Origin of the sequence: Bacillus sp. S/N-304-OC-R1, assembly GCF_019749375.1 — a bacterium.
GTDB lineage: Bacteria > Bacillota > Bacilli > Bacillales > Cytobacillaceae > Cytobacillus.
Genome location: NZ_JACWFE010000001.1, coordinates 128,927 through 154,096, shown reverse-complemented (window position 1 = coordinate 154,096; position 25,170 = coordinate 128,927). Strand labels below are relative to the sequence as shown.

Annotated in this window: 24 protein-coding genes; 6 read left to right on the top strand and 18 right to left on the bottom strand. The window is 36.3% G+C overall.

Annotated features, from left to right (window positions below; all coding sequences use genetic code 11):
* Nucleotides 1-155: 155 nt before the first annotated feature.
* Together H0173_RS00775 and H0173_RS00770 are read right to left on the bottom strand one after the other, a co-directional pair.
* Complete coding sequence (locus H0173_RS00775; RefSeq protein ID WP_221844016.1) at nt 156-413, bottom strand: hypothetical protein; 258 nt, start codon at nt 411-413, stop codon at nt 156-158.
* Nucleotides 414-558: 145 nt separating this feature from the next.
* Nucleotides 559-1,677 (bottom strand): NAD(P)/FAD-dependent oxidoreductase, encoded by a 1,119-nt coding sequence (locus H0173_RS00770; protein ID WP_221844015.1) that lies wholly within the window; start codon nt 1,675-1,677, stop codon nt 559-561.
* Between the two features lie 168 nt (nt 1,678-1,845).
* Between H0173_RS00770 and H0173_RS00765 the strand changes: the two genes are divergently transcribed.
* The 3 genes from H0173_RS00765 to H0173_RS00755 are packed head-to-tail and all read left to right on the top strand — an operon-like array spanning nt 1,846 to nt 5,716.
* On the top strand, nt 1,846-3,423 hold the full coding sequence (locus tag H0173_RS00765) for a spore germination protein (protein WP_221844014.1): 1,578 nt from the start codon (nt 1,846-1,848) through the stop codon (nt 3,421-3,423).
* 2 nt (nt 3,424-3,425) lie between these two features.
* Nucleotides 3,426-4,619, top strand: a complete 1,194-nt coding sequence (locus H0173_RS00760) for a Ger(x)C family spore germination protein (RefSeq protein ID WP_221844013.1) — start codon at nt 3,426-3,428, stop codon at nt 4,617-4,619.
* A complete protein-coding gene (locus H0173_RS00755; RefSeq protein ID WP_221844012.1) occupies nt 4,616-5,716 on the top strand; it encodes a GerAB/ArcD/ProY family transporter in 1,101 nt (366 codons plus the stop codon). Before H0173_RS00760 ends, H0173_RS00755 begins: the two co-directional genes overlap by 4 nt.
* Before the next feature lie 33 nt (nt 5,717-5,749).
* Here H0173_RS00755 and H0173_RS00750 read toward each other — a convergent pair whose 3' ends face one another.
* The 3 genes from H0173_RS00750 to pepF form a co-directional block, all read right to left on the bottom strand.
* On the bottom strand, nt 5,750-6,541 hold the full coding sequence (locus H0173_RS00750) for an HAD family hydrolase (protein WP_221844011.1): 792 nt from the start codon (nt 6,539-6,541) through the stop codon (nt 5,750-5,752).
* Between the two features lie 137 nt (nt 6,542-6,678).
* Nucleotides 6,679-7,305, bottom strand: coding sequence for an FMN-dependent NADH-azoreductase (locus H0173_RS00745; RefSeq protein WP_221844010.1), 627 nt, complete (start codon nt 7,303-7,305; stop codon nt 6,679-6,681).
* Nucleotides 7,306-7,444: 139 nt separating this feature from the next.
* Entirely contained in the window at nt 7,445-9,232 is a 1,788-nt protein-coding gene (gene pepF / locus H0173_RS00740) for an oligoendopeptidase F (RefSeq protein ID WP_221844009.1), read from the bottom strand.
* Between the two features lie 145 nt (nt 9,233-9,377).
* On the opposite strand from pepF, the gene H0173_RS00735 reads away from it, so the two are divergent.
* On the top strand, nt 9,378-10,154 hold the full coding sequence (locus H0173_RS00735; protein WP_221844008.1) for a hypothetical protein: 777 nt from the start codon (nt 9,378-9,380) through the stop codon (nt 10,152-10,154).
* 29 nt (nt 10,155-10,183) lie between these two features.
* Here H0173_RS00735 and H0173_RS00730 read toward each other — a convergent pair whose 3' ends face one another.
* Nucleotides 10,184-10,987 carry an RDD family protein gene (locus tag H0173_RS00730; protein ID WP_221844007.1) on the bottom strand — a complete coding sequence of 268 codons (804 nt, stop codon included), beginning with the start codon at nt 10,985-10,987 and terminating at the stop codon, nt 10,184-10,186.
* Between the two features lie 102 nt (nt 10,988-11,089).
* On the opposite strand from H0173_RS00730, the gene H0173_RS00725 reads away from it, so the two are divergent.
* On the top strand, nt 11,090-12,070 hold the full coding sequence (locus H0173_RS00725; protein WP_221844006.1) for a stage II sporulation protein M: 981 nt from the start codon (nt 11,090-11,092) through the stop codon (nt 12,068-12,070).
* Here H0173_RS00725 and H0173_RS00720 read toward each other — a convergent pair.
* From H0173_RS00720 to shc, 6 genes are all read right to left on the bottom strand, one after another.
* Nucleotides 12,048-13,406, bottom strand: a complete 1,359-nt coding sequence (locus H0173_RS00720) for a DUF58 domain-containing protein (protein WP_313770587.1) — start codon at nt 13,404-13,406, stop codon at nt 12,048-12,050. The genes H0173_RS00725 and H0173_RS00720 overlap by 23 nt on opposite strands.
* Nucleotides 13,357-14,286 carry an AAA family ATPase gene (locus H0173_RS00715; protein ID WP_221844005.1) on the bottom strand — a complete coding sequence of 310 codons (930 nt, stop codon included), beginning with the start codon at nt 14,284-14,286 and terminating at the stop codon, nt 13,357-13,359. The genes H0173_RS00720 and H0173_RS00715 overlap by 50 nt, the downstream gene beginning before the upstream one ends.
* Nucleotides 14,283-15,413, bottom strand: a complete 1,131-nt coding sequence (locus tag H0173_RS00710) for a DUF4350 domain-containing protein (RefSeq protein ID WP_260630990.1) — start codon at nt 15,411-15,413, stop codon at nt 14,283-14,285. The genes H0173_RS00715 and H0173_RS00710 overlap by 4 nt, the downstream gene beginning before the upstream one ends.
* Before the next feature lie 24 nt (nt 15,414-15,437).
* Complete coding sequence (locus H0173_RS00705) at nt 15,438-16,079, bottom strand: DUF4129 domain-containing protein (protein WP_221844003.1); 642 nt, start codon at nt 16,077-16,079, stop codon at nt 15,438-15,440.
* Between the two features lie 24 nt (nt 16,080-16,103).
* Complete coding sequence (locus H0173_RS00700; RefSeq protein WP_313770595.1) at nt 16,104-17,003, bottom strand: hypothetical protein; 900 nt, start codon at nt 17,001-17,003, stop codon at nt 16,104-16,106.
* A 151-nt stretch (nt 17,004-17,154) separates the two neighbouring features.
* Nucleotides 17,155-19,023 carry a squalene--hopene cyclase gene (shc, locus tag H0173_RS00695; protein WP_221844001.1) on the bottom strand — a complete coding sequence of 623 codons (1,869 nt, stop codon included), beginning with the start codon at nt 19,021-19,023 and terminating at the stop codon, nt 17,155-17,157.
* Between the two features lie 84 nt (nt 19,024-19,107).
* Here shc and H0173_RS00690 point away from each other — a divergent pair, with 84 nt between their 5' ends.
* Entirely contained in the window at nt 19,108-20,262 is a 1,155-nt protein-coding gene (locus H0173_RS00690; protein ID WP_260630960.1) for a DUF2515 domain-containing protein, read from the top strand.
* A 166-nt stretch (nt 20,263-20,428) separates the two neighbouring features.
* On the opposite strand, the gene H0173_RS00685 is transcribed toward H0173_RS00690, so the two are convergent.
* The 6 genes from H0173_RS00685 to thiM all read right to left on the bottom strand — a co-directional run bounded on the left by H0173_RS00685 (nt 20,429) and on the right by thiM (nt 25,170).
* Nucleotides 20,429-20,761 (bottom strand): rhodanese-like domain-containing protein, encoded by a 333-nt coding sequence (locus tag H0173_RS00685; RefSeq protein ID WP_221844000.1) that lies wholly within the window; start codon nt 20,759-20,761, stop codon nt 20,429-20,431.
* A gap of 38 nt (nt 20,762-20,799) precedes the next feature.
* On the bottom strand, nt 20,800-21,759 hold the full coding sequence (locus tag H0173_RS00680; RefSeq protein WP_221843999.1) for a threonine ammonia-lyase: 960 nt from the start codon (nt 21,757-21,759) through the stop codon (nt 20,800-20,802).
* 14 nt (nt 21,760-21,773) lie between these two features.
* Nucleotides 21,774-22,232: a RidA family protein gene (locus tag H0173_RS00675; protein ID WP_221843998.1), complete on the bottom strand. Its 459-nt coding sequence runs from the start codon at nt 22,230-22,232 to the stop codon at nt 21,774-21,776.
* 133 nt (nt 22,233-22,365) lie between these two features.
* Nucleotides 22,366-23,610, bottom strand: coding sequence for a sensor histidine kinase (locus H0173_RS00670; protein WP_260630989.1), 1,245 nt, complete (start codon nt 23,608-23,610; stop codon nt 22,366-22,368).
* Nucleotides 23,611-23,746: 136 nt separating this feature from the next.
* Complete coding sequence (gene thiE, locus H0173_RS00665) at nt 23,747-24,394, bottom strand: thiamine phosphate synthase (protein WP_260630959.1); 648 nt, start codon at nt 24,392-24,394, stop codon at nt 23,747-23,749.
* Nucleotides 24,367-25,170 (bottom strand): hydroxyethylthiazole kinase, encoded by an 804-nt coding sequence (thiM, locus tag H0173_RS00660; RefSeq protein ID WP_221843996.1) that lies wholly within the window; start codon nt 25,168-25,170, stop codon nt 24,367-24,369. Before thiM ends, thiE begins: the two co-directional genes overlap by 28 nt.

Here is a 25,170-nt window from a genome sequence, read left to right as displayed (position 1 = left end):
GAAAGTTCTTTGTTTTACCCTTATATTAGTAAAATTAATAATAATATCTAATAGACTTTATGTTGAATGTAGTAAAAATTTCTTTACTATGTAGAAAAAAATTACCCCCCTTTTAATAAAAAAACATGCCTGCTTTAGCAGACATGTTTTATTCGTTATTTGTTAGTTTGATTATTGGGATTCTCGGGAAGAAGTTCTTTTGCAAACTCGGCCATCATTGCATTTGGAATAGGACTATTAGTCTTTGCGGAAGTGAAACTATTCATAAGGTTTTGAATAGTATTATTGTTTGGCCCATTCGTACCTGGATTTCTTCGGACAAAATAGGCTGCAGCACTTACAATCAATCCAATAACTGATGCCCAGATCATGCCATTATTATTTCGCTTTTTCGGAAATAATTGTTTGCTCATTGTATTTATCAACCTAAGTAACTGGTTGTTCATATACAACACTTCCTCTAATAGTTGTTTGGAAAGAGATGTTCTCCCTTTCCCCATCTATTATTTACTTTCCCTTTAATGAACATGCTGGTAAGTTTTTGATTACATTCAAAAGTTATTTTGCAATTGCTTCCTGCACATTATAATCATTTAAGTCAATGTCCAGTTCATTTCCAAGAGCAAGCTTTGCCAGTTGTCCCCCTAAAAATGGGCCAACTGTCAATCCGGAAGCACCTAAACCATTGGCAATCAATATTCCTTCATATCCTAGCAAAGGTCCGATTACCGGCAAGAATCCTGGTGTAAAAGGACGAAATCCTACCCGTGTCTCAATTAATTCACAGTCATTTAGCTCTGAAGCAACGGCTAATGCTTTATCAAATATTTCGTGAAGACCGCCTGCTGTAACACTTAGATCGTACCCTTTATTGTCTTCATGTGTTGCTCCAATTACGATTCGATTGTCATCAAAAGCCAATATGTATTGATTATTTGGGGGCATAATAACAGGGAATTCACCTGTATCTGCTTCTGGCATGCGTAGATGAACGATTTGCGCCTTTTGTGGTGATACTAAGAAGTTTATCCCCAGTGGCTTCAAGAGTTCATTTGCCCAAGCACCCGCAGTCACAATAACAGTATCTGCTGACAGTGAACGTCCATCAACCATAACCCCGGTTACTTTATGGTCTTGATATACAATCGAGGCATCCCCATGAATGAAGTCTGCTCCATTTTTTATTGCACTATTTAACAATGCCAAACAAAGAGCCCGTCCGTTGACACGTGCAGCACCACTAATATGTACGGAGGAAAATTCTGTGTTTATTGGAGGAAAGAGCTCTTTAGTTTTTTCTTTTGACAAACGGCTAATTTCTCCAATTTCTGGTGCCTCTTCTCTACGCATAAAGGCTCGTTCTTCCATTTTATTTAATTTTTCTTCTTCCGTATGAATGCTAATTGCTCCGACTTTTTTATATCCCGTATTTTTTTCTCCATCGTCTTTTAATTGTTTAATTAAGCTTGAATAATATTTAGCTCCTTCTTTTGCAAGTGTATACCATGCCTTGTTTCTTCTCTGTGAAAGCCATGGACATACTATTCCTGCTGCAGCATCTGTTGCCTGTCCGAGGTCTTGACGGTCAATTATCGTTACCTTTGCTCCTGCCTTCGCTAAATGATAAGCAGCAGATGTTCCCAATATACCTGCCCCAATTACAATGACTCTTTTCATGTAAACACCTTTTCTTAAATTTAATTACTTCTTACATTCAAAAAGTATTATACCCTTCTTTTCAAAAAGACTGATAGCACAAGGATCAATTCTTATTAATGAAAAGAAATGCATATAACTACAATTTATTGGAAAAATATACTTAAAAGTTAAGGGAGGCTCTTAAATTTGGTTAATTTTAGCAAAAGGAAAAAATTATTTGATTTTAAAATAGAAAAAATCCAAGAGCCTTCAAGTCAAAAATCAAAAGATATTGATACACAGTTAGAAGCTAATAAAAAGAACCTAGAAGATATTTTTCAAAACTGTTCAGATTTTGTAACTCGAGTTATTTCAGTGAATAACGAAAAGAAGCTTCTTCTTGCATATATAGATGGTTTAATTGATACAAAAAGCCTTGAAGAAGATGTATTAAAACCTTTGCTATTCAATGGATTGCCGAAGGGTTTGGGTCAAATTGATTCTATTGGACAAGTTTTTGAACAAGAGCTCATCTCCATAACACAGATCAAGTCAGTGTCGAATATGAGTGAGCTAGTCGATGGAATATTAAAAGCAAACGTAGGAATAATGACAGAGGGTGAACTAAATGCAATAATAGCTGACTTAAAAGGCTTTGAAAAGCGAGGAATAGAAGAACCTCAAACAGAGGTAGTTATTCGAGGACCAAGAGATGGATTTACAGAAACCATTCGAACGAATACAACTCTTATCCGGAGACGAATTAGGAGTCCTAAGCTTAAGTTTGAGGCGTACTCATTAGGAGAATATTCAAAAACAGATGTAGCTATTGCCTATATAGCGGGAATTGCACAAGATTCAATTATCGAAGAGGTTCGGCAAAGAATGACCCGTATCCAAATTGATGGCATATTGGAATCAGAATTTATAGAAGAATTTATTGAGGACTTTCCTTTTTCCCCTTTTCCACAAATCTATAATACGGAAAGACCAGATGTTGTATCCGCTAATTTATTGGAAGGAAAAGTAGCCATTTTTGTAGATAATACCCCCTTTGTTCTTATAGTGCCGATGACATTTTGGGGAAGTCTTCAAGCAGCAGAGGATTATTATGAACGTTTTATATATACAACCTTTATTCGTATTATTCGTTTTACATTATTGAATATTTCACAATTCCTTCCTTCTATATATGTAGCACTTACAACGTATCATCCTGGACTTATTCCAACTTCTTTGTTAATAAGTGTTGCAGCTGCACGAGAGGGTATTCCTTTTCCAGCAATAATTGAAGCTTTAATTATGGAGCTAGTATTTGAAGGACTTCGTGAAGCAGGTATTCGGCTGCCAAAACCAGTTGGCTCTGCAGTAAGCATTGTCGGTGCTCTCGTAATCGGCCAGGCAGCTGTTCAGGCAGGCATTGTTTCTGCACCAATGGTAATAGTAGTCGCTACAACAGGAATTGCATCATTTGCGATTCCTCGTTACAATTTCGGAACTGCATTTCGGATGCTACGATTTGGTTTGCTTCTCTTAGCGGGAATGTTTGGATTGTATGGTGTTGTATGGGGATTTATTGCCATTACTATTCATCTTGTCAATCTTCGGTCATTTGGGGTTCCTTATTTCAGTCCATTTGCCCCGCAAATTATTTCTGACTTAAAGGATGTCATTATAAGAGTGCCTAAATGGGCATATAACTATCGCCCGAAAGAAACAAGCGGTTCAAATAAGAAAAGAATCCCCTTTAATCAAAGGCCAAAACCAGGTCGAGGCAGGGAATAATGATGATAAGAAAAAGCATGACAATTTGTACAATATGCTTAACTGTATTGTTTACAACAGGCTGCTGGGACCGCAAGGAATTAAATGAAAGAGGTTTATGGCTTGCGACAGGGTGGGATGTTGGAAAGAATGGAAATATTCAACTTAGCGGGCAGATCGTCGTCCCCTCAAATATGCAGTCTCAATCTGGCAGTACTTCTGGAGCAAATGCATTTTTTACGATTTCATCAGAAGGAATAAATGTAAATGATTCGACACAAAATTTACAGGCAAAGCTATCTAGAGAATCTTTTCCTGGTCATAGGAGAGTTGTTTTCTTCGGTGAAGAATTTGCTAAGCGCGGATTAACAAATAAATTGGATGCAAACACACGAGGATCAGATGTTAGTTTGCGAACAGATGTATTTGTCGTTAAAGGTGCTACAGCAATAGAGGTACTTGATTTAAATGATCCGTTAGAAAAACCTCCTGCTGTTGCAGGTATAAAAGGGCATCAAGAGTATGGCGGCAGAGGAGACATTGCTTTTGTTAATTTTCTTATTGCAGCAAGTAGCGATGGAACTCGTCCATCACTCCCTGTTATTGAGATTACTAAAATTCAGACAGGAAAGTCCTCAGAAGGAATCACATCTGAAAAAATCATGAGAATTGGAGGGCTCGCTGTATTTAATAAAGAACTAAAATTAGTTGGCTATTTAAACAATATGGAAAATCGAGCTTTTCTATGGATTAAAGGGCTTTTAAAAAAATTAACACTTACTGTGAAATATGATGATGGTAATGCAAGTATGATTTTTACAAAAATTAAAAGTGATATTGTACCTGAAGTAAGCAGTGATAATAAAATAAAAATTACTGTGAAGTTATCTGGTAAAGGCGCCATTCTTGAAAATAATACGAATTTAGACCTTAATGATCCTAAAAATGTTGACAAGCTAAAAAAGGCATTTGAAAAAGAATCCAAAAAAATAGTTTATAAAACAATCAAGAAGGTTCAAGGTAAATATGGCCAGGATATATTTGGCTTTGGCGATGTAGTTCATAAGAAATATCCCCAAAAGTGGAGTTCTTTAAGAAAGGATTGGGACATGCATTTTTCTAAAGCAGACATCGTCGTGACATCTAATTTACAAATAAGGCGGGTTGGTATGACAGGACCATCAATCTTGCAAAAAGAGAGCGAGATTAATAAATGAAAATTAGTCCTATGCAAATTTTTTGGATTATTTTTACTTTTGAGACTGGAAATATGCTTTTGTTATCAGTGAATCCTGCCATTATTGAAGCAAAACAAGACGCTTGGATTTCCTCCTTTTTTTCTATCATCTTAGGTGTCGTCATCTTATTTATTGCGAATAAGGTCACGCAATTTTATCCAGGAAAAACTTTAATCGAATTTAGTAAATTAATTTTAGGCAAATGGATTGGTACAATTATTATCTTCATTTATTTTATTCAATGGTATTCAGTAATTGGGAATATTCTCGGAGAGTTTTCACAATTTACTATAACCATTCTGTTGCCTCAAACGCCGTCATGGTCATTAATCTTAACAATGATGATCATTATTATCTATATAAATTATATTGGTGGAATTGAAGGAATTGGTCGCTGCAGTGAAGTATTCGGAGCACTTGTACTCACGATGGTCATTTTTTTAGTTTTTCTTACAATTCCAAATCTTGACTTTCAAAAGTTGTTGCCGATTTATTCGGAAAATGGTTTTCTTCCAATTTTAAAGGGATCCTTGTCTCCACTATCATTTTTGGGAGAGTCTGTGTTAATAATGATGCTTGTTGCATTCATGGATGAACCAAGGAAGTCTCTTTCCAGAGCTATTTGGGGTATTGTGCTCTCTGGTATATTTGTAAGTACTTCAATCATCACAACCTTAATGATATTCGGGCCACAAATCTCATCAAAATTATTGTTCCCTGCTATTGATATGGTTCGCTTTATTTCCATCATGAATTTTATTCAAAACTTAGAGATCATTGCAGTCCTTATTTGGATCCTGAGTGTATTTATAAAATTATCGTTATACTTTTTTGCTGCAAGCTATGGGACAGCTCAGTTACTTAAATTGAAGGATTGGAAAAAGGCAATTTGGTTTGTGGCAATTGTGACGTTTGTTTTGGCCGTACAAGAGCCAACTGTCACTCTATTTGGAATACAATATGTGAAAGAATATTGGGTAAAGTATGTATTGCCTATTAATATGGTTGGAATTCCTATGCTGTTATTGATTGTTGGCAGCATCCGCAAAGGTTTGGCTGCTGACAAAAAAGCATAAAATTAGGCGCTGATCTATTCAGCGCCTAATGTTTTATAAATCATTGAAGCTATCCAATATATTAAAGATTTCTTCCAGATGCCGGATCTCATATGCAGGAACTACTTCATTCCGTTCCTTATCATGTCTGTTAATCCAAACTGACTTAATGCCACAGCGATTGGCACCGAGAATATCAGTCATCAGATTATCTCCGACCATTAGCACTTCATCCTTTTGTAAAGACATAAGAGATAATGCATGTTCAAATATAGAAGGATCTGGTTTACCTCTTCCGAAATCACCTGAAATAAGAATTTGATCAAAAAATGGGGCAATTTCAGGTGTAATCTTTAATTTTGTATGCTGCAGATCAGGAGACCCATTTGTTAATAGCAGCAGCTTATACTTCCCCTTTAATGCATCTAATACTTGAAAAGTTTCTTCATAGACGAATGGATTTTTTCTCCTCTCTTCAGGAAATCTTTCCGCTAATTCATAACCAAATTCAGGGTCATCGAATCCCATTTTTGATAAACCTTCCGTCCATGCATCACGTCTATAGGCAGGTATGATTTCACTCATTTTTTTAAACTCATCATGATCATCTAGGAAATTTCCCCAAAGTCCTTCAAACGGATTAATACCGATCATCTGTGTAAAATCATATGTTTCATAGGAAGAGTATAGATTTCTGGCAGCTTCACGCACCGCTTCTTCTAATTGATCAGGATCTAATCCATAGCGATCATGTGCAATTTTGCATGTTGCTAAAAACGCTTCTTTCACACTTTTTTGATCCCACAAGAGGGTGTCATCTAAATCGAAAAAAATAGCCTTTATCATTTTGAGCCTCTCTTTTTTGTAAAATTTCGTTTCTACAAGTTTATCATTACTTTCTATGTAAAAATATCATTCTTTTGAAAATTAATAAATAAAAACAAACCCACCTTAAAAGATGGGCTTGCTTTAATGTGAATTGATTAGAAGGCTGCAGCAGCTTTTGCAGTTTTTTCTAATCCCTCCTCGATTATTTGCTGAGAACGATCTGGATATTGATTATGTCCTTCAATAATTACTACTTCTGGATTTGAAATTCCCCACAGTGCAATCGTTGCCTTCACTAGATTAACAGCCATTTCGGAACCAGCCATATACTCAAGTGAATAATCAGAGCCACGTGCATTTAACAGCATAACTTTTTTATCTCCTGCTAATCCAACTGGACCTTCTGCAGTATATTTAAAAGTTCGTCCAGCCTGAGCTAAGTATGCTAGGTAATTAATTAGCGGTGCAGGAACAGTTGAATTCCATAATGGGAATGCGAATACAATTTTATCTGCTGCGAAGAATTGATCTAAATATTGATCAATTAACTGAACAGCTTTCTCTTCTTCAGCTGTCAGTTCCATTCCTTGCTTAGCCTTATAGGCACCGGTAATGGCTGTGTTTCCATAAGTAGGAATTTTTTCATTGAATAAATCTAACTCGATGATCTCATCATTTTTATTTGCTTCTTTATATGTTTGTAAAAATGCATCATACATTTTTGCACTAATAGCTTGATTAGCAGGACGATCATTTGCTTTAACAAAAAGTACTTTTGACATAATTTAAAATACCTCCGATGTATAATAATATTATATTTAATTAAGATATATTCAATCTATTTATCTCGAATACGAGATTTATATTAATATAATAAAATCATATTGTCAATAAAAAGAAAAGAGCTGCATTAGCAGCTCCCTATAGCAAAGAAAATTCATCAACAAGTTCGGAAAATCTTTTAAGTGTATTTTTAATTGGCATTGGTGAAGTAAGGTCTACGCCAGTTTTCTTAAGTAATTCCAGAGGATAATCGGAGCTTCCGCTTCTTAAGAATTGTAAATAGGATTGAAGTGTATCTTTGTCTCCCTCTAAGATTTTAGTAGCAAGATGAATAGCTGAAGCGAAGCCGGTCGCATATTTATAAACGTAAAATGGGCGATAAAAGTGAGGAATTCTAGACCAGCCGTATTTTACCTCTTCATCAAATACGACTTCTTCTCCATTGTAATCTCTAAATAGAGTCTCATATGTTCTATTGAATACCTCGACATTTAATGGCGCTCCTTTTTCAGCCAGCTCATGTGTAATTTTCTCAAACTCGGCAAACATTACTTGAGTGAAAAATGTTCCCCTAAACTGGTCAATGAAATGATTTAATAAGTGTTTCTTCATATCAAAATCCGTTTCATTATTTAATAAATAGTTAATTAACAAAACTTCATTAACTGTTGAAGCTACTTCAGCAACAAATATACTATAACGAGCAGTAATTTGAGGCTGATGCTGTGAGCTTAGTTTGCTGTGCACACCATGACCGCATTCATGAACAAGAGTGAATAAGCTATCCAAATCATCTTGATGATTTAATAGAATGTATGGATGTACACCGTAGACGCCAAGATTATAAGCACCTGATCTTTTTCCAGGAGTTTCCCTTACATCTATATATTGACCATCTTTAAATTCATCCAGGATTTTACTATATTCATCACCAAGAGGAGTTAAGGCTTTTTTCATTGTTTTAAATGCTTCTTCATATGAGATGACTGGTTTTACTCCTTTTACAAGTGGTGCACTCAAGTCATATTGTCTAAGTTCTTCAACTCCGAGTATTTCCTTCCGAATACGGGAATATTTGTGCAGCGGAGCAATATATTCTTTAGTTGTATCGATTAGATTTTCGTACACTTCTTTCTGAACATTATCACCAAATAAAGCTTTTTCTAGTGCTGATGGATAATGGCGTACCTTAGAAAGGGTAACATTATTTTTTATAGCGCCTGCTAAAGTAGAAGCAATAGAGTTCTTTAACTGTAAATAAGGCTGATAATATGCCTTATAGGCTTCCCTGCGTTTTTCTCTATCATCATCTTCAATTAACTTTGCATACATCCCTCTCGTTAATTCAACCTTCTTTCCATTCTCTGTAGCAACCTCACCAAATTTGATATCGGCATTATTCATCATGCCGAATGTTTGGCTAGGAACTGAAAATGCTTCACCTAATTGCGAAAGCAGCTCTTCTTGCTCTTTATTAAGTACATGTGGCTTATATCGGAATGATTCCCATAAGTCATTCTCGAAATACTTTAAACTTTCTTCTGATGCTATGTATGCTTTTAATGTATCTTCATCTAAACTTAATAGGAATGGCAAAAAGAAAGCTGATGAGGCACTAACTTTGACACTTAGCTGCTTTGCACGGTCTAATAATGCTTGAGCATTGGTCTCCCTTGTATCTTCATCTACCTTTAACATCGCATAGGCATATAGTTTGTTAAAAATAAATGATAGCTGTTCTCTGTTTTTAAGGAATCGAAGCATTGAATTGCCATCTTGGATTTTTCCATCATATCCCTTCAGCTTTTTTGCCAATCCTTCAATTTTTTCATAATCTTCTTCCCAAGAGCTTATGTCAGAATAAATATCTGATAAATTCCATTTCTCGTAGCCTGGGATTTCTTGTCTGCTAGCATATGTTTGCATATTTTTTTCTCCTTTACACAATTTTTAGCTTCTATCATTATTCTAGAAATCATTAACAAACCCCTTTGAATGAGTTAATATATGGTTAATGATTATAAGCACGTTCCTGATTGTTATAAATATTCCTACGAAAGGTTGAGTATTCATGTCTGCAACTTCCCAAATTAAAGAAATATACCTGCTTCCTCCAAAAGGAGAATATGAGACATTTACAGATGATGTTCACTATTCAGAAAAAGTCAGAGAATGGGGACTTTCTACAACAAAAGAAGTAAAAAAACAATTCCTGTATAAGGAGAAAAATCTCCTATATACAGTTACTGTAAAAGGTTATGAAGTCTATGGCAAGGAAAATGATCAAAACACAATCATTATTGAATTCCAGGACGGAAGCTTAACATGCATCCATCCTGCCTATTTAAAAGAAATGCAAGCTTCAAGCTTTGGAAAAGGAACTTTTACTGAAGCAGCAGCAGCTCCAGCAGCTGCTTCAGTAGCAGAAAATAAGGAAACAGATGCAACACCTGTTAAAAGAACCGAAAAAGTCAACGAAGGAAACAACAAAAACGAAAAGAAAGAAAAGCCTGTAAAGCTTGAGCTTCCAGAGGATAAAGTTCATTTTACTGCAGCTGTAAAGCAATTCGCATTCAGCTGGAACAACTTTAATGAAGAAAATGATGAAGTCATTGTATTGGAGGATGTTAGGATTGAGCAAGAAAATCCAATCGATGTTGGTTTATCATGGTGCTCTCATTCGAAAACATTGAAGAAGTTTGAATTGCAGCCTGGAGATATTCTTGAATTTGATGGGAAAATAGTTAGGAAAAAATTGCCAAAAGCTAAAGATGCAGAAGAGGAATTCATTGTTTCGGAGCCAGTACATTACAAAATCAATAATCCTTCCAAAATTAAAAAGCGCTAAAAGAACGATCCGTTCTTTTAGCGCTTTTTTTATAACTCATATTCCCATTCGTCTCTTAAATTTAAATAAAGAATTAATAAAACATTTTCGATTTCTTTGAAATTTTTTCCACTTAATAATACCCCGGCTTTTGGGAACACAATGTCAGCAACTTGTCTCGTAAGAATAATCCTTTCCTCATCTGATAATTGTAAAAATCGGTTGCAGTATGTTTTGACTAAGTGCCAGTCCTTTTGACTGAATGATTTGATCACTGCATCTTCTAATTTGATATTTTCTTTTGTAAGACCCCGTCTCTCTATTTCTTTTTCTAGTGGAGAAAGTCTTTTTTTCTTGCCAGTCCTTCTTTCGTGAACAACAATTGTTCCAGCGACGAGATCCCCTATTCTTTTATGTTTGGAGTGAAAGAAAATCATAATCATGCCAAGAAAATAATTAGCTGGCAATGAATCAATAATGCGAAGTAAATTACGAATAAAGCTCGAAAGCAGTGTAATGCTATGCCCATTTTCCTGAATGACTCTTAATCCGAGTATTTTCTTGCCAATTGTTCGTCCTCCAGAAAAATATTCAAAGGCAAAAAAGTATCCCCAATTAATGATAAAAAGAATAATAATCGTTATGGCATAGGTAGAAGAGCTTATTTCATCCCAAAAGAATAATTTTGATTGCCCGTATAAAAGCGCAAAAAGTCCTAACAAAACTAACATATTTGAGATTATTAAAATAATCTGATCAATTAAAAATGCTGCAGTCCTGCTTCCAAGACCAGCAAGCTGAAAGTTTAAGGATACATATTCAGGGGTTTTAATCCCAATTTGGTCTTGGTTCATGATCTAACCTCCACTCATTGTTTGTTAATTGAACCAAATTATTTCTATTTTTCTACAATATTACTATAATAAGGATAATGGCAGTTAACAAGAGGTGTTCATATGAATGTAAAGCAATTTATTAAACAGCATCGTGAAGATTGGAAACAACTCGAAATATTAACCGTAACCATGCATAAAAGAAAAAGTGCGATTAGCGGCGAAGACATTAATAAGTTTCACCGGCTGTATCAAAAAGCTGCTCAAAATTTATCATACAGTCAAACATATTTTCCTGATGAAGAAGTGACCCACTATTTAAATGCTATTGTCTCCAAATCACATAATCTATTGTATAAAAGTCAAACGACTAGCTCGAAGCAAATCAGTTATTTTTTTAAAACGAAGTTTATTAGCTTATTACTCGAGCAATGGAAATTTATTATAGGTGCAATGATTTTGTTTACAATTGGCGCTGTTGGCAGCTTTCTATCAGTTGCCAATGACCCACTGAATATCTACTCGATTCTGCCTTCGGAAATATCACAAAGCGTAAATCCTGAGAACCTTGGGAGCAGCGATGGTGCCGTTGATTCTTCCCTTATGTCAGCTTCTATCATGACGAATAATATTAAAGTCGCCATTTTGGCATTTGCAGGTGGTGTCACATTTGGCATTTTGACTGTTTATTTATTAATCTACAACGGGATAATCGTTGGCTCTTTAGCTGCCCTATTTTGGCACCACGGCATGTCGTATGAATTCTGGGCTTATATCGTACCACATGGGATGATCGAATTGACCGCTATTTTTATTGCTGGCGGTGCCGGATTATTGATGGGCTATAAGCTATTTGTTCCAGGGAATAACTCCAGACTGTTTCAGCTAAAGAAAGGAGCAAAACGATCTGTGCAGCTTTTGCTTGGAACGATTCCCCTATTTGTCATTGCTGGAATTATCGAGGGTTTTATTACCCCAGCTGCTATCTCTCTTGAAGCAAAATATATTGTGGCTCTTTTAACCGTAATTGGATTAATAATTTATATTCTGCTTGGAAGGCTATCCTTAAAGAAAAACCATGCTATAACAGATTTCGATTCATAATATCGATATAATGAGAAACTGCAGTCACAGCAAGCTTTTCCTCGAGGGCCTCTACCATAAGGAGGCCTTGCTTTTCCCATTTTGCCTTCTGACTCTTCTTTAATAAAATCTGCTGCTGAGCCATACTTTTAACCATGGCATCTTGTATTCGAACGGGTTCTTTTTGTACTGTTTTTAAAAGTGTCATATCCTCAATACCGATGATTAAGAATAAATGGCGCCTTCTAAGCCTTTTTAAGTATGCAAGCGCAGTTTCCTCATGAAGGAAGGTGGCAACATCACTAAATAATAATAGAAGGCTCCGTTTTTTCTGCATTGTTTCCAAATAATGAAGGACGGCAGCATAATTAGATTCAGCTGCATCCACCTGAAGATCATAAATTGCTTGAACAATTGTTTGCAGATGAGACATCCCCTTGCCAGGGGGAACAAACACTTTGACTTCCTTAGAGAAAGCGAGTACAGATACATGATCTCCTTTTTGAAGAGCGGCTGCTGCTACTGTTATTGCGGCTTCAAGTGATTTTTCAAGCCTGTTCCCTTTTGTCAGCTCCGCACCCATCATTCTTCCACAGTCGATTAATAGCGTAATATATTTCCCATGCTCTGGTTCGTTTTCGTTCGTCATTAATTCGCGAAGCTTAGCACTTTGTCGCCAATTAATTTTTCTCGGATCATCCCCGACGACATAGCTTCTTATTTTGGCAAAGTCACCTAACCCGCTTTGCTGTTTTCGAATCTTTAACCCCTCATATAATAAAAATGCTTGTGCATTTTCCAAATATCTTTTCGTCTCAGTTAAATCTGGAATTACCTTTACAGATTGAGGTAGCCCGTAGGTGATTTGCTTTTCCCACAAACCAAGTGAACTTTTGTACCGGAAGTAAAGCTTCGTTATTTCATATTTTCCTCGGACTCTTGCCGCTGTTTCATAAGCTGCTGTAACAGTTGAATTCCTTGGAACGCTGCCATGATAAGGAAAGGGTCTGTCGAAAATTTGCGGAACTTCGTCAACTAAGCGAAATTGCATTGGATATTTTGATGAATTAGTCATTTCAATTGTAATCGGATATGTAACTCCTCTTTCCATTTCTTCAGGAAATATTCGATTTAATTGAATTTGTCTTTTTCCTGGAGAAAGCAATAAATCCAGCAGACTAATAGAAAAAACAAATAGATTAATAGAAATTACCAGTGTCCAGGAAAGTGAGAAAAAGGAACTTGCCAATAATAAAATGGATATGATGCTAAAAAGAACTAGTAATCGATTTGCAGGCAATATTCCTCTATCTTGGAACAGGAATCGACCCCACAAGCTCTTCAATAATTTGGTCACCGGTCACTCCCTCCAATTCTATATGCGGAGATAACTGAATTCTATGTCTTAAAGCTGATTTTGCTACCATTTTTACATCATCTGGTGTGACATAATCTCTTCCTGCGAGATATGCCCAAGCTTGTGCGGCTCTCCCAATTGAAATCGCTGCTCTGGTACTCGCACCAAAGCGAATGGACTCTGAATCGCGTGTTTTTCTTACGATATTCATGATATAGTCCAACACTCCATCACCGATTGTTGAGTTTTGAATCTCTTTTTTTATCGCTAGAAAAGTATCCATTTCCATTATTGGTGTAATATTTTGAAGTTCAAAGCTATTTTCGATTACTTTCTTCAATACATTTTTTTCGTCTTCAAAAGCTGGAAAGTCAATATTCAGCTTGAATAAAAATCGGTCTTGCTGTGCCTCTGGCAATGGATACGTCCCTTCAAACTCTATCGGATTTTGAGTTGCTACAACAAAAAACATTTCTGGAAGAGAGTACGTTTCCCCTTGAATGGTGACCTGCTTTTCCTCCATTGCTTCTAGTAGGGCAGCCTGAGTCTTGGCTGGGGTTCTATTTATTTCATCAGCTAATAGAATATTAGTAAATACTGGGCCTTTAAGTGTTTGAAAACTGCTTTCTTTCATGTTGTAAATGGTGCTGCCCGTAATATCACTTGGCAACAGATCTGGTGTGAATTGAATTCGATTAAAACTGCCACCCAGAAGATTGGCAAGCGATCTTACCATTTGTGTTTTTCCGGTGCCGGGAACTCCTTCAATCAATACATGGCCACCCGCAAGAATAGCTGATAAAAGCAACCTAAGGTTTGTTTTCTGTCCTAAAATACGTTCTTCATACTTTTCCAATAAGGATGATAATTCTGTCCTCATTTCTTCTCTACCTCTTTCCTTAAACGTTCAAGTTTTTTCGACCATAGCAAGTACTCCTGCTTAGTTATTTTATCTTTCGTTAATGTGATTGTCAGACCTTTTAGAAAAGCTTGAATATCCTTCTGCGAGTTATTCCTCCATTTTTGAAGTAATAGATCCGAAAGATCAAGCCACCCTTTGTTAAATGGAATTCCCCACTTTTCCTGCATAAGCATCTTCACATAATCGGATTGAGTTTTTATTGATTCTTGATAACTTCTGCTTCGAATATACAAAAATGCCAAAGCACGAATTCTTTCATCACTGAACCGGACAGTCTCTTCTCTTGTTATATAAATTGGCCCAAAACGCTTACCATTTCGCCAAAGAAGCAGGATCATTATAATAATTCCTTGAAGCACTAATAGTAAGAACCATCTCGGGTAGAGGTCAGTCCATTTTCCAGCGTTCTCACCGCCATGTATGTATACATCAAATAATATCGTTGTAGGTTTCTCTTCATTAAGCAGTGAAAAAAGAAGATTAGTATGATTATAGACTGTAATGTTTTCATTCGTTATCCATTCAGGGGCGGTAGATACAATTAATTGTCCCTCGCCAAATGTCCTCTTTAATGCAATGATTCCCTCTTTATTTGAAAGTAGGACAGTATCTTCTTTATTTGCCTTAAGACGAAAGAGTGAGCTTGTTTTTGCAAGATAACTTTTCCCGTCACCGCTTGTTATAGTTACAGCATCATCCGGTGAATGATTAGCTAGTATTGGAATCGTGTTTATGCTGAAGAAGTCTTTGGGGTTCTTTTTCAATAATAATATGACATTTCCCGCTTCCATAAACTTTAAATATGCTTGCATTTCTTCACTCTTAGGCATAAACAATGGTTCAGCCATGATTAATAATTCTCTCTCTTTAGTTTTTCCTAAAAGATTGGGTGGATGAGACCATTTTTTAACGTTCTTTTCTTTTCCTAAATACGTATATAATGCCTTTATTCCGGTTGGGGAAGGAGATTCAATCGTGTAGCTCGGATATTGTGTAGGCTTAGGTGAGTAAGAAACATAGCTTATGAAGATAAATGCACTAAGTAGGATTGGCAGAGAAATCCAGGCTTTTCCCTTCGATATCATATTCAGCAAATTGAATTCCCTCCTTTACCCATCAAGCGAAACATTTTGATCCGATATCCAGAACATCGCCTCTTTTTTAAACCGGCTGTATTCCTCTTTATTAATGTTCCGCTCTCCATATGTAGCTTCATCAAACAGATAAGCAAGATAGAAAAATTGATCTGCCCACCTTGAATTTACTTTCTGAAGCTCATCATAATACTCCCAATTTGTTTTCCAAATTCTAGCTTCAAGCCATTCTTTTTCATGAAAATAAAGGAGTAATGCGAGAAACATATGCCGGGTAGAAAGGTTGTAGTTTCCTAATAACTCTTGTTTCTCCGCTTCATTCATATGCTGATGATATGTCCAATTTAACTCTATGTTGGATTGAAGTGGATTGTTATTGCGCAGCAGCCGATTTCTCATCCTATTTCTTAGGGTGAAAAATAGTACGAATCCGAGCAGAGCTATAATGATAATGATCATAACAATTAATATAAAACTAGAGACATTCCCGCTCGGTTCAAAAGAAGGAAAAAGATTTGATAGTCTATCAGAAATCCACTTTTTCGCTTCTTTCCACCATAGTTGAAATAGATTTTGAGATTGATCATAATAAACTCGATATTCATTACCTTCTAAAATTTTTTGAAGCTCTTCTTGTGCTAATTCCTTATCTAACATAGGCGATCACCAGACTTTAATATATTAAAAGGCATGATAGTCATCAATCATTTCCTTAAGGTCATCCGCATCATGTCTTATTTTCAGGTCAAAATACATGACTCCATATCCAACAGCCAGAATCATTGACGTAAATAAGCTTGCAATGTTTACGATAATAGACAAAAGAACACTGTTTCCGAGGAAAATCCCAAACGTCATTTCAATCGCAAAACTTATGCAGGATATAATGAAAAAGAACAAAATATATAGCCCCATTAGAATCCAGGTCCGCTTTGATGTAAGCCTCCAGCTATTTGTAAAACCTGGAGATTCTCGTTCCAGTACGACAGAGGCAAAATAAAAACTCCATCGTGTTAATAAATAGCCAATTCCAACTGCAAATCCTAGCAGGAAAAGGATTGATAAGATGATGCCAATAGCGGGATGAATCATAGAGCCGCTTATACCTATTAAGCTTATGAAAAAAACCGGGACAATCATTAATCCGAAAATAATTAGCCCATACAATATACTGCTGCCAATAATTGGCCAAAATCTAGAAAACGCTTGTCGAATAACAGAACCGACTGTGAATTCTTCGTTATTCCGGATACTATTAATGGCAAACAAGATCGCAGCTTCAGCAACAGGCAGCAAAATAAAACTTAAAAGTCCAACAAAGAACATTCCAATGCTCGCTCCAAAACTTGGAACTGCGGCTTCTGAGTCTATCACGCCTGACAGAACCTTTTCGTACCATGTACTCCCGCTTCCGAGCTCCTGAAAAAAACTAACTCCAGATAAAAGTTGAATCAACGCTTGTAGTAAGTAAATTGGCCCCATTAAAATAAGCAGAATCATAAAAAATTCCTTAAACCGATTTTTACTTAAACTAAAGGTATGATCCAATATTTGACTAAATCCTTTTGGTTTATTAAACATAGTATTCAAGTCTTTTATCCCCCCGAAGTTTTCAAAAAATAATGGTAATATTGCCTATTTTACCATTATTCTGGTTTATATTGAGTAAAAAATTGTAAAATTCCGTCTAATAGGCGGAAAGAACTAATTCATATTGATAACTATATTTCTTTTAAAGGTACTTTTTTCTGTAATGTGCAAGTGCTAATAGAGGGAAAATATAGCGGTAGCTGTGGTAATGGATATAAAAATTTCCTGCCATTCCTTGACCTGCAGGATAATCTGTAGTCCATTCATCATTCAATAAATTTTTTACTAAAAACTTAATTCCATTTTGGATCTCTTTTGTTGGCTGATCATATACCGAAATTAGAGCATCGACAGCCCATGCAGTATGAGTTAATGTACTAGATTCCAATGGAATGTACACTTCCATACTATCGCTTTTACACGACTCTCCCCAGCTCCCATCTTGATTTTGGATGCCATTTAGCCACTTTGCCCCTTTTACAATAGATGGCTGATTTGACTGAATACCGCATGCTCTAAGACCTGTTAAAGCTCCCCAAGTTCCATAGATGTAGCAAATTCCCCATTTTCCATACCAAGATCCATTATTCTCTTGCTGCTTTAGAAGCCATTTAATACCTCTTTGAATGATAGAATGATTCTTAGGCAGGTTTGTAAACTTCCCTATAAATTCAAGAGTTCGTCCTGTCAAATCTGCTGAAGAAGGATCAGTTAGCATATATTTGGCTTTTTCAATGGGAAGAAGTTTGATAATTGAGCTGTTTGTATTTCGTTCAAATGCTGCCCAGCCGCCATCATTGTTTTGCATCGATAATAGCCATTGAATCCCTTTTTCCCATGAATGGCGAAAGTCCGGATTTGTTAAAACAATATTTGCAATGGACCTTAAAGAAGCGGAAGTATCATCCGTATCTGGATGCATCGTATTCTTATCAGCAAAACCCCATCCACCCGGAGAACTTGAAGGATTATGCATTACCCAGTCACCGTATTTATATTGCTGCCTCTTAAGTAAATAAGTATTTGCCTTCATGATCATCGGATCAAGGTAGGAAACGCCTGCTTCTTGCAGAGCATAATTGATTAATGATGTATTCCATACTGTTGCAGTTGTGTATTGCATGTGAGGATGGCCATCGATCTCACATTTCATACTATATAGTCCGCTTATTGCCTTTTTAATGATCGCATGATCTTTTGAATATCCAAGTGATAATAAAGCAAAAATCATTAGAAAAGTAGAACTAAAATACCCGTAAAAGGTCCCGTCCCGTTCAATCCGGTTAAGCATATATTGTTTTGTTTGCTCTGTAGCTTGCTTATGAATCTGACTTGGCAGCCCAATTAACCCTTTTATGGCGGTTTCTATACTTGAAAAGAGAGATCGCCATTCAAACTCTTCTCTTTCAAAAGCAGTTTTTTTTAGCAGTAATTGAGTTAGATTTGGGCTTTTGCTAGTTTTAAGCTGAAACTTCCGATCTGCCAAAATCATAACGGGAGCAAGGTTCACCCTTCCGAATTCAGGGAATGAATAAAAGTTTATTGGGAATGAGAGTGGGAGCAATATCATTTCAATTGGAAGGGGAAAAAAGGATGGCCATTTAATTTGGCCTGTTATAGCAAGCATGATTTTAGTAAACATATGAGCGTGATCGATACCGCCATTTTTTAAGATAAATTCCTTTGCAAGTTGCAGACGATCGTCCGTTTCCTGAAATTTCCCTGCATAAAGTAAAGCATAGTAAGCTTCTAAAGTAGCACTCACATTTCCCTCCACTTCATCAAAATATAGTTTCCATGCACCATTCTTTCCCTGTCTGCTTATGATTCGATCCGAAAGCTCCGAAATTAATTTTTCATCATTTATTTCTAATGTCCTTAATAAAATAATCATATAGCAATCAGTGATTATTCCTGTTTCAAAAGGATATCTCCATGTTCCGTCCTTGTTCTGGTCCTGTTTCAATATGTCAATCAGCCCGTTTATTCCATCTTCAATCTCCCTTTTCATAATGTTCATTCCTTTCTTTGAAAATGATCCTTACTAAACCATACATATTCATCAAGAAACTCGAGGATTCACATAATTGAGGTGATGATCATCTTATGTAAATTTATTCCTATGAAACCGAAGCTGCTTCAAGGCTCTTTAATAAAAATAAAACAGGAATTAAAGAAAATTAGTAGTAAGACTGTTGTAAAAGAAGATCTTTCCCATAAAGATAGGTTATTGATAAAGGAGATTTATGATAAGACAAGTCTGTTAAACTCAAATAATATTACTAGGACAAAAGCGTATCTTGATTATTACAATCGGTTTCCAGAAGTTCATTGGTCTTTTTTAGCTCATATGGTATCACGTAATGCCGGCTGGAATATGACAGATTTAAAAGGCGAACTTTTATCACGATTACTTAATCGAAAAGAGGCAGCAGTATTTTTTAATTTTCTTGAGCGAGGAAACTGGCTGATTTTTCAAGATGTTTTTCCGCAGTTGTTACTGTATGAGGAAAGCTTAAAATACGGCAAAAGTTTATTTCATCTTTTATCATACCTAAATATTTCAGTTTTTATGGAGGCAATGTGGAATTTCTTTTTGGATGAGAAAGATCCATATTTATTGACTATGGCACTTGTTATTAATGAACAATCGTATATAGAAGAAAGAGTAATTAGAAATCCGGATTATAAAAAGATGGTGGTGAATACACTCCAATTTAAACTTCAGGATTATTTGTCAGTAACCCATATTATTTTTCCATATGAAGAAAAAGACGAAATTAAACTAGCTGGTCAGACTATTCACCATTTTGAAAGCTTACACGAACGAATTTTCAATGGGAAGAGATTATATAATATCTTGTTTGCTCAAGAAGATCGATTATTTGTGATGAGGAAATGGGCTAACCAACATCCACATACAGGCTCGAGAAAAGATTATTGGCCACATCTATTTAATAATGTTATGGAGAGTCCTCCAGGTAGCATTTTAAAACCGCGTATAAAAGGTTGTAGGCTATTTCCTGGTGCTGAAAGAGTGTATAGTCCCTGCTTAGAATTTGCCTGGAAGGATCAGACTCATTCTGCTGCTGAAACGGGAGACTGGTATAAAGATTGGAAAGTTATATACTATATGCAAAACCTGGACGAAACTATAGATGGAGAGATAAAACACGACTATTGTAAATCTCTTGAAATACTCGAACTCGCTTCCAATACGAAAAAAGCCATTTCACATAGAGATGAATAGGTTGATTCCGCCTCTGCTTTTTGCCTCTGTGCTAAGTACCTATCTTCATCTTTATTTTGTTTGTTTGAAGATGTATTCATTTGTGTTTATTTATATTATTATGTGAATCTATTGCTTGAAGAAAAATAAAAGCAGCCATTTCTAAAAAAATGGCTGCTTAACTGTATTATTGATTGTTTTCCTTCCAAGCAGTAATTCCACCTGATAGTAACGTAACTTCATAGCCTTTTGCAGATAAAATATCCGCACATTTCCTTGCCGAATTCCCTGTTGTACACGTAACAATGATCTCCTTATTCATCGGTAAGGATGAAATTTTTCCGTAATTATTGTCATCATGAAGCGCAAAAATAGCTGTTTTCTCAATGTTTAAGCTATGAATATGTTCGCTTTCAATATGATAGCTGTTATATTTCTCTGGAGACCTGACATCAAGGACTGTAACCTCTTCATTTTTAGCTAGTTTATCAGCCAATTCAGCTGGTGTAATAGTTCTCATACAGTATATGCCACCCTTACTGTTTTTTTGCTATCATATCATATTTGTGTATCTACGATAAAATTAGAAATTTTATCAAGATCAACATTTCCACCGGAAACAACCGTTACCACCTTTTTTCCTTGTAAAGGCAATTTACCAAACATGGCAGTAGCAATCGTTGTTGCACTTGAAGGCTCAATCAGCTGTTTCATTCTTTCCATTACGAAACTAAATGCTTTCCGAATTTCATCTTCGCTGACAAGAACAATATCATCTAAATATTTCAGTAATACTGGAAAAGTAAGATCCCCGGGCTGATTCGTTCTTAATCCATCTGCAATTGTATTCGTTCCAGTTAACGATATAATCTGCTTATTTTGGAATGAAAGAAATGTGTCATTTGCGATCTCTGGCTCAACACCAATTACTTTAATGCTTGGCTTGCTTTCCTTAATGGCAGTTAAGATGCCGGAAATAAGCCCGCCGCCTCCAATTGGAACAATTACTGCATCTGCATCTTGGACCTGATCTAGTATCTCAAGTCCAATTGTTCCTTGGCCAGCCATAATAAAAGGATCATCATAAGGTGGAATGTAAACACCGTTCTCTTGATTTGCTATTTCCTTAGCTCTAGGCAGTCTCTCTGCAGAGGTAGTACCGCATTTTTCTATTTTTCCATTGTAGGCTTTTATTGCGTTTTCTTTACAGTAGCTAATATCTTCCGGCACGACAATTGTGGCTGGAACATTGAATTGATTTGCAATATAGGCAACTGCTTGTCCGTGATTGCCGGAAGAAGCAGCGGTAACATATTGGGCTCCTTCTTGAACAGCTCCAATTACTTTATTTGCAGCTCCTCTAATTTTGAATGAACCTGTTTTTTGCAAATGCTCAGATTTCAAAAATATTTGATTGCCACATATATGAGATAACTGATCGGATTTCAAAATCGGAGTTACATATGTTATTTCCTTTATTCTCTCTTTTGCTGCTACTATATCAGATAACGAAATCATTCGCCTCTTCCTTCCTATTCATTAATAGCGAAAATAAAGTCGATCTCAACCGGTGTATTGCTTGGTAATTCTGCTACACCGACAGCGGATCGGGCGTGGCGGCCTTTGTCGCCGAAAATCTTAACTAATAATTCGGAAGCCGCATCAATTACGTTCGGCTGATTAGAAAAACCTGGGGCTGATTGTACAAATCCAGTCAGCTTTAATACTTTCTCTACCTTGTCCAGACTTCCAATCTCAGCCTTGAGGCAGCTAAGTCCTTTTAATACACAAATTTCTGCCAGTTCACGTGCTTGATCAATTGTTACTGTATCCCCTACTTTGCCAGTATAAGGAATTTGCCCCTCTACTCTTGGCACTTGACCGCTAATATAGGCTACTTGATTGTGAATCATAACAGGTACATAGTTATATAGGGGAGCGGCTGCTTCCGGTAAAGTTAATCCAAGCTCTTGCAAACGTTGTTCAATCATATCTAGTCTCCTTTAATCTGTCTTGTTTTCAATTTTTATTATTCTGTAAAACATAAAAAAATTCCTCTAAAAAAAGACAACTCCTAAATATATCAGGAAATTGTCCAGAGCTACCTTTACTTATTCTACACTACTAATTAGAACATGGAAATGAAAGAGTAATTGTTGTACCCGTTTGAAATTCACTCATAACTTCAACATGGCCATTCATACTTTCAACAATCTTAAATACGACCATCATTCCCAGACCAGTTCCTTTTTGCCCTTTTAAGGAAAAATAAGGTTCACCTAGACGAGCTATATGTTCAGGCTTCATTCCATGACCGGTATCCTTTATGCTGATTAATAATTTTCCTTTTTCATTCGAAGTATGGATAAATAGCCTTCCGCCATCAGGCATTGCTTCAAAACTGTTTTTAAATATATTTAATAAGACTTGATGAAACTTATGCGGATCTCCATTTATTGACCCGCTATGCTGAAAGATGACGTCAATTACTACATTTTGCTTCAGTGAAAGCGGCCGAAGGATTTCAGCACTTTTCATTATTTCTTCTTCGATATTCAAAAATCTTTCCTCAACTGAATGGGGCTTTGCGAAGGTAAGGTAATCATTAATAATGTTAGATGCTCGATTTGCCTCATCTATTGCGTAAGTAGCATATGCTCTATTAGTATCAGATGTTTTTTGGTTTTCGGCAATTAATTGTAAAAAACCAATGACTGCCGTTAAAGGATTACGGACTTCATGACTGATACTTGCAGCTAAATGACTAACGATTTCCATTTTCTCCATTTTGATTGCTTCAAGATGCAATATATATGCCTCTCTAAGTATTTCAAATAAATAAGATACAAAAAAGGTTGATGCAGTTAAGACGATAGAATAAGTCAGAAACGACTTTATATCCTTAAAACCATAAATGAATGACGGAACAAGAAAGGCTGTAATAGAATAACAGAAAGCAAAAAAAGTCGCAATGAAGATTTTATTTCTAAGCGGTCGTTTTAAATAATAGGATTGAAGTAAAATGATCACTAATGATGTTGATGCAGTCAGTAATAGGGATACCCAAAACCCGCTGCCGCCGATAAAGAATCGAATAATAATGAGAAAAAAAGCAAGTCCTGCCGTTACGCGTTTTCCACCATAGAGACCACATAACAGAAAGGGAATAAACCGTAAATCATATATAAAGCCATCACCTTTTGGGACTGATAATAGCAGACATAGAATAATCTGTAAGGCGGCGATGACAAACATATAGATTTTCTGCAATGAAAACTGGAAACATTTATGCTTGTACCATAGGAGCATGTTCGTAAGCAGTATTAATATGAGAATGAGAAGCAGATTGATTAATAATCCATATAACATATCCAATTTTGGAGCTCCCTCCGTAAATCCTTTGGCACTTTCCTCCTATTTTAATAGTTTTTCTATTATTTAACAATATTATAAAATTGTTGAAATGAAAAAATCTCACCTTCAACATGGTGAGATTTTATGTCTTCTATAATATTTCTTTCATTGCTTCCCTATATATTTTAGCCGCAGAATATGGATTATCTGCCTTCATTATGCCTGAAACAATGGCACAGCCAGCAATTTGATATTCTTGCAGCTTATTCATATTTTCAATTTTTATGCCACCGATCGCAACAACAGGAATTGACGCTTTGCTAATGATCGCCTCTAGCATACCTTTAGGTAGTAATTTGGCATCGCTTTTTGAATTTGTTGGAAAAACAGCACCAACTCCTAGATAGTTGGCTCCATTTTTTACTGCATTCTCGGCCTCCTCGACTGTTGATACAGAGACTCCTATAATCATTGATTCAGGGACAATCCTTCTAACTGCAGGCAGGGGCATATCACTTTGCCCAATATGAACTCCGGCCGCTTCTACTGCTAAGGCTACATCAATTCTGTCGTTAATAATGAGAGGCACTTCATATTTATCTAGCAAGCTTTTAAGCTGAGATGCCTTCTCGTAGAAAAGCTTGCCGCTGCTTTGCTTTTCTCGGAGCTGAACGATTGTCACGCCTCCTTTTACAGCACTTTCAACTGTCTGAAGAAGCACTTCTAGAGGAGCTGTTTCTTCTGTAACTAAATATAATGCATAGTTTGGATTCATGCGAACCTGACACCTTCCTCCCATATTTCTCCATCCATTGACGATATCATATCCATTAGCTTAACACGGTACGTACCAATACCGTCTTGATTATTTAACCTTTTTCTTGCTCTTTCTCCTGATAAACTCATGACAGACATACCTGCTATGGCAGCTGAAAAAAGATCATCTGTAATGCCAGCAAAACATCCAATTAACGAAGCCGTCATACATCCTGTCCCAGTAATTCGTGTTAGCCAAATATCACCATTAGCAATTCTGATGGTTTCTAACCCATTCGAAATGACATCAAGCTCTCCACTTATTACAGTAATGGCCTTTAACTTTACTGCCGCTTTCACAGCAAGTTCTTCCTTTGAAATAGAAATGTCTCCAGCATCGACACCTCTAGTAATTGCTTTTCCGCCAATAAGGGCATACACTTCTGTCGCATTCCCTCTAACGATTGATACCTTCACTTTATGCAGAAAATCAGCTGCCTTTTCCGTTCGGAACGGAGTAGCACCTACACCAACTGGATCAAAAATGACAGGAATCCCCTCTTCATTTGCTGCCAAACCTGCTCTAATCATAGCAGCATAGGTTAAATCATCAATCGTGCCAAAGTTAATGACAAGTGCATTTGCCAGACCTACCATATCAGCTACTTCTTCTATACTTGTAGCCATAACTGGTGAACCGCCGATCGCCAATGTTGCATTTGCACAATCATTGATCGTTACATTATTTGTAATATGGTGAATAAGTGGATGACGCTCTTTGACTTTTGTAAATAATTGTTTAATCGTCGCGGTGTTCAT

Bases quoted from the DNA above. Each gene is read 5' to 3' on its own strand.
- H0173_RS00690 (WP_260630960.1), top strand. From the start codon at position 19,108: ATGATCATCTTATGTAAATTTATTCCTATGAAACCGAAGCTGCTTCAA.
- H0173_RS00735 (WP_221844008.1), top strand. From the start codon at position 9,378: ATGTCTGCAACTTCCCAAATTAAAGAAATATACCTGCTTCCTCCAAAA.
- thiE (WP_260630959.1), bottom strand. From the start codon at position 24,394: ATGGGAGGAAGGTGTCAGGTTCGCATGAATCCAAACTATGCATTATAT.
- H0173_RS00725 (WP_221844006.1), top strand. From the start codon at position 11,090: ATGAATGTAAAGCAATTTATTAAACAGCATCGTGAAGATTGGAAACAA.
- thiM (WP_221843996.1), bottom strand. From the start codon at position 25,170: ATGAACACCGCGACGATTAAACAATTATTTACAAAAGTCAAAGAGCGT.
- pepF (WP_221844009.1), bottom strand. From the start codon at position 9,232: ATGCAAACATATGCTAGCAGACAAGAAATCCCAGGCTACGAGAAATGG.
- H0173_RS00770 (WP_221844015.1), bottom strand. From the start codon at position 1,677: ATGAAAAGAGTCATTGTAATTGGGGCAGGTATATTGGGAACATCTGCT.
- H0173_RS00750 (WP_221844011.1), bottom strand. From the start codon at position 6,541: ATGATAAAGGCTATTTTTTTCGATTTAGATGACACCCTCTTGTGGGAT.
- H0173_RS00715 (WP_221844005.1), bottom strand. From the start codon at position 14,286: ATGAGGACAGAATTATCATCCTTATTGGAAAAGTATGAAGAACGTATT.
- H0173_RS00680 (WP_221843999.1), bottom strand. From the start codon at position 21,759: ATGATTTCGTTATCTGATATAGTAGCAGCAAAAGAGAGAATAAAGGAA.
- H0173_RS00670 (WP_260630989.1), bottom strand. From the start codon at position 23,610: ATGTTATATGGATTATTAATCAATCTGCTTCTCATTCTCATATTAATA.
- H0173_RS00675 (WP_221843998.1), bottom strand. From the start codon at position 22,232: ATGATTGAACAACGTTTGCAAGAGCTTGGATTAACTTTACCGGAAGCA.
- shc (WP_221844001.1), bottom strand. From the start codon at position 19,023: ATGAAAAGGGAGATTGAAGATGGAATAAACGGGCTGATTGACATATTG.
- H0173_RS00760 (WP_221844013.1), top strand. From the start codon at position 3,426: ATGATAAGAAAAAGCATGACAATTTGTACAATATGCTTAACTGTATTG.
- H0173_RS00730 (WP_221844007.1), bottom strand. From the start codon at position 10,987: ATGAACCAAGACCAAATTGGGATTAAAACCCCTGAATATGTATCCTTA.
- H0173_RS00710 (WP_260630990.1), bottom strand. From the start codon at position 15,413: ATGATATCGAAGGGAAAAGCCTGGATTTCTCTGCCAATCCTACTTAGT.
- H0173_RS00685 (WP_221844000.1), bottom strand. From the start codon at position 20,761: ATGAGAACTATTACACCAGCTGAATTGGCTGATAAACTAGCTAAAAAT.
- H0173_RS00745 (WP_221844010.1), bottom strand. From the start codon at position 7,305: ATGTCAAAAGTACTTTTTGTTAAAGCAAATGATCGTCCTGCTAATCAA.
- H0173_RS00775 (WP_221844016.1), bottom strand. From the start codon at position 413: ATGAGCAAACAATTATTTCCGAAAAAGCGAAATAATAATGGCATGATC.
- H0173_RS00705 (WP_221844003.1), bottom strand. From the start codon at position 16,079: ATGTTAGATAAGGAATTAGCACAAGAAGAGCTTCAAAAAATTTTAGAA.
- H0173_RS00755 (WP_221844012.1), top strand. From the start codon at position 4,616: ATGAAAATTAGTCCTATGCAAATTTTTTGGATTATTTTTACTTTTGAG.
- H0173_RS00700 (WP_313770595.1), bottom strand. From the start codon at position 17,003: ATGTTTAATAAACCAAAAGGATTTAGTCAAATATTGGATCATACCTTT.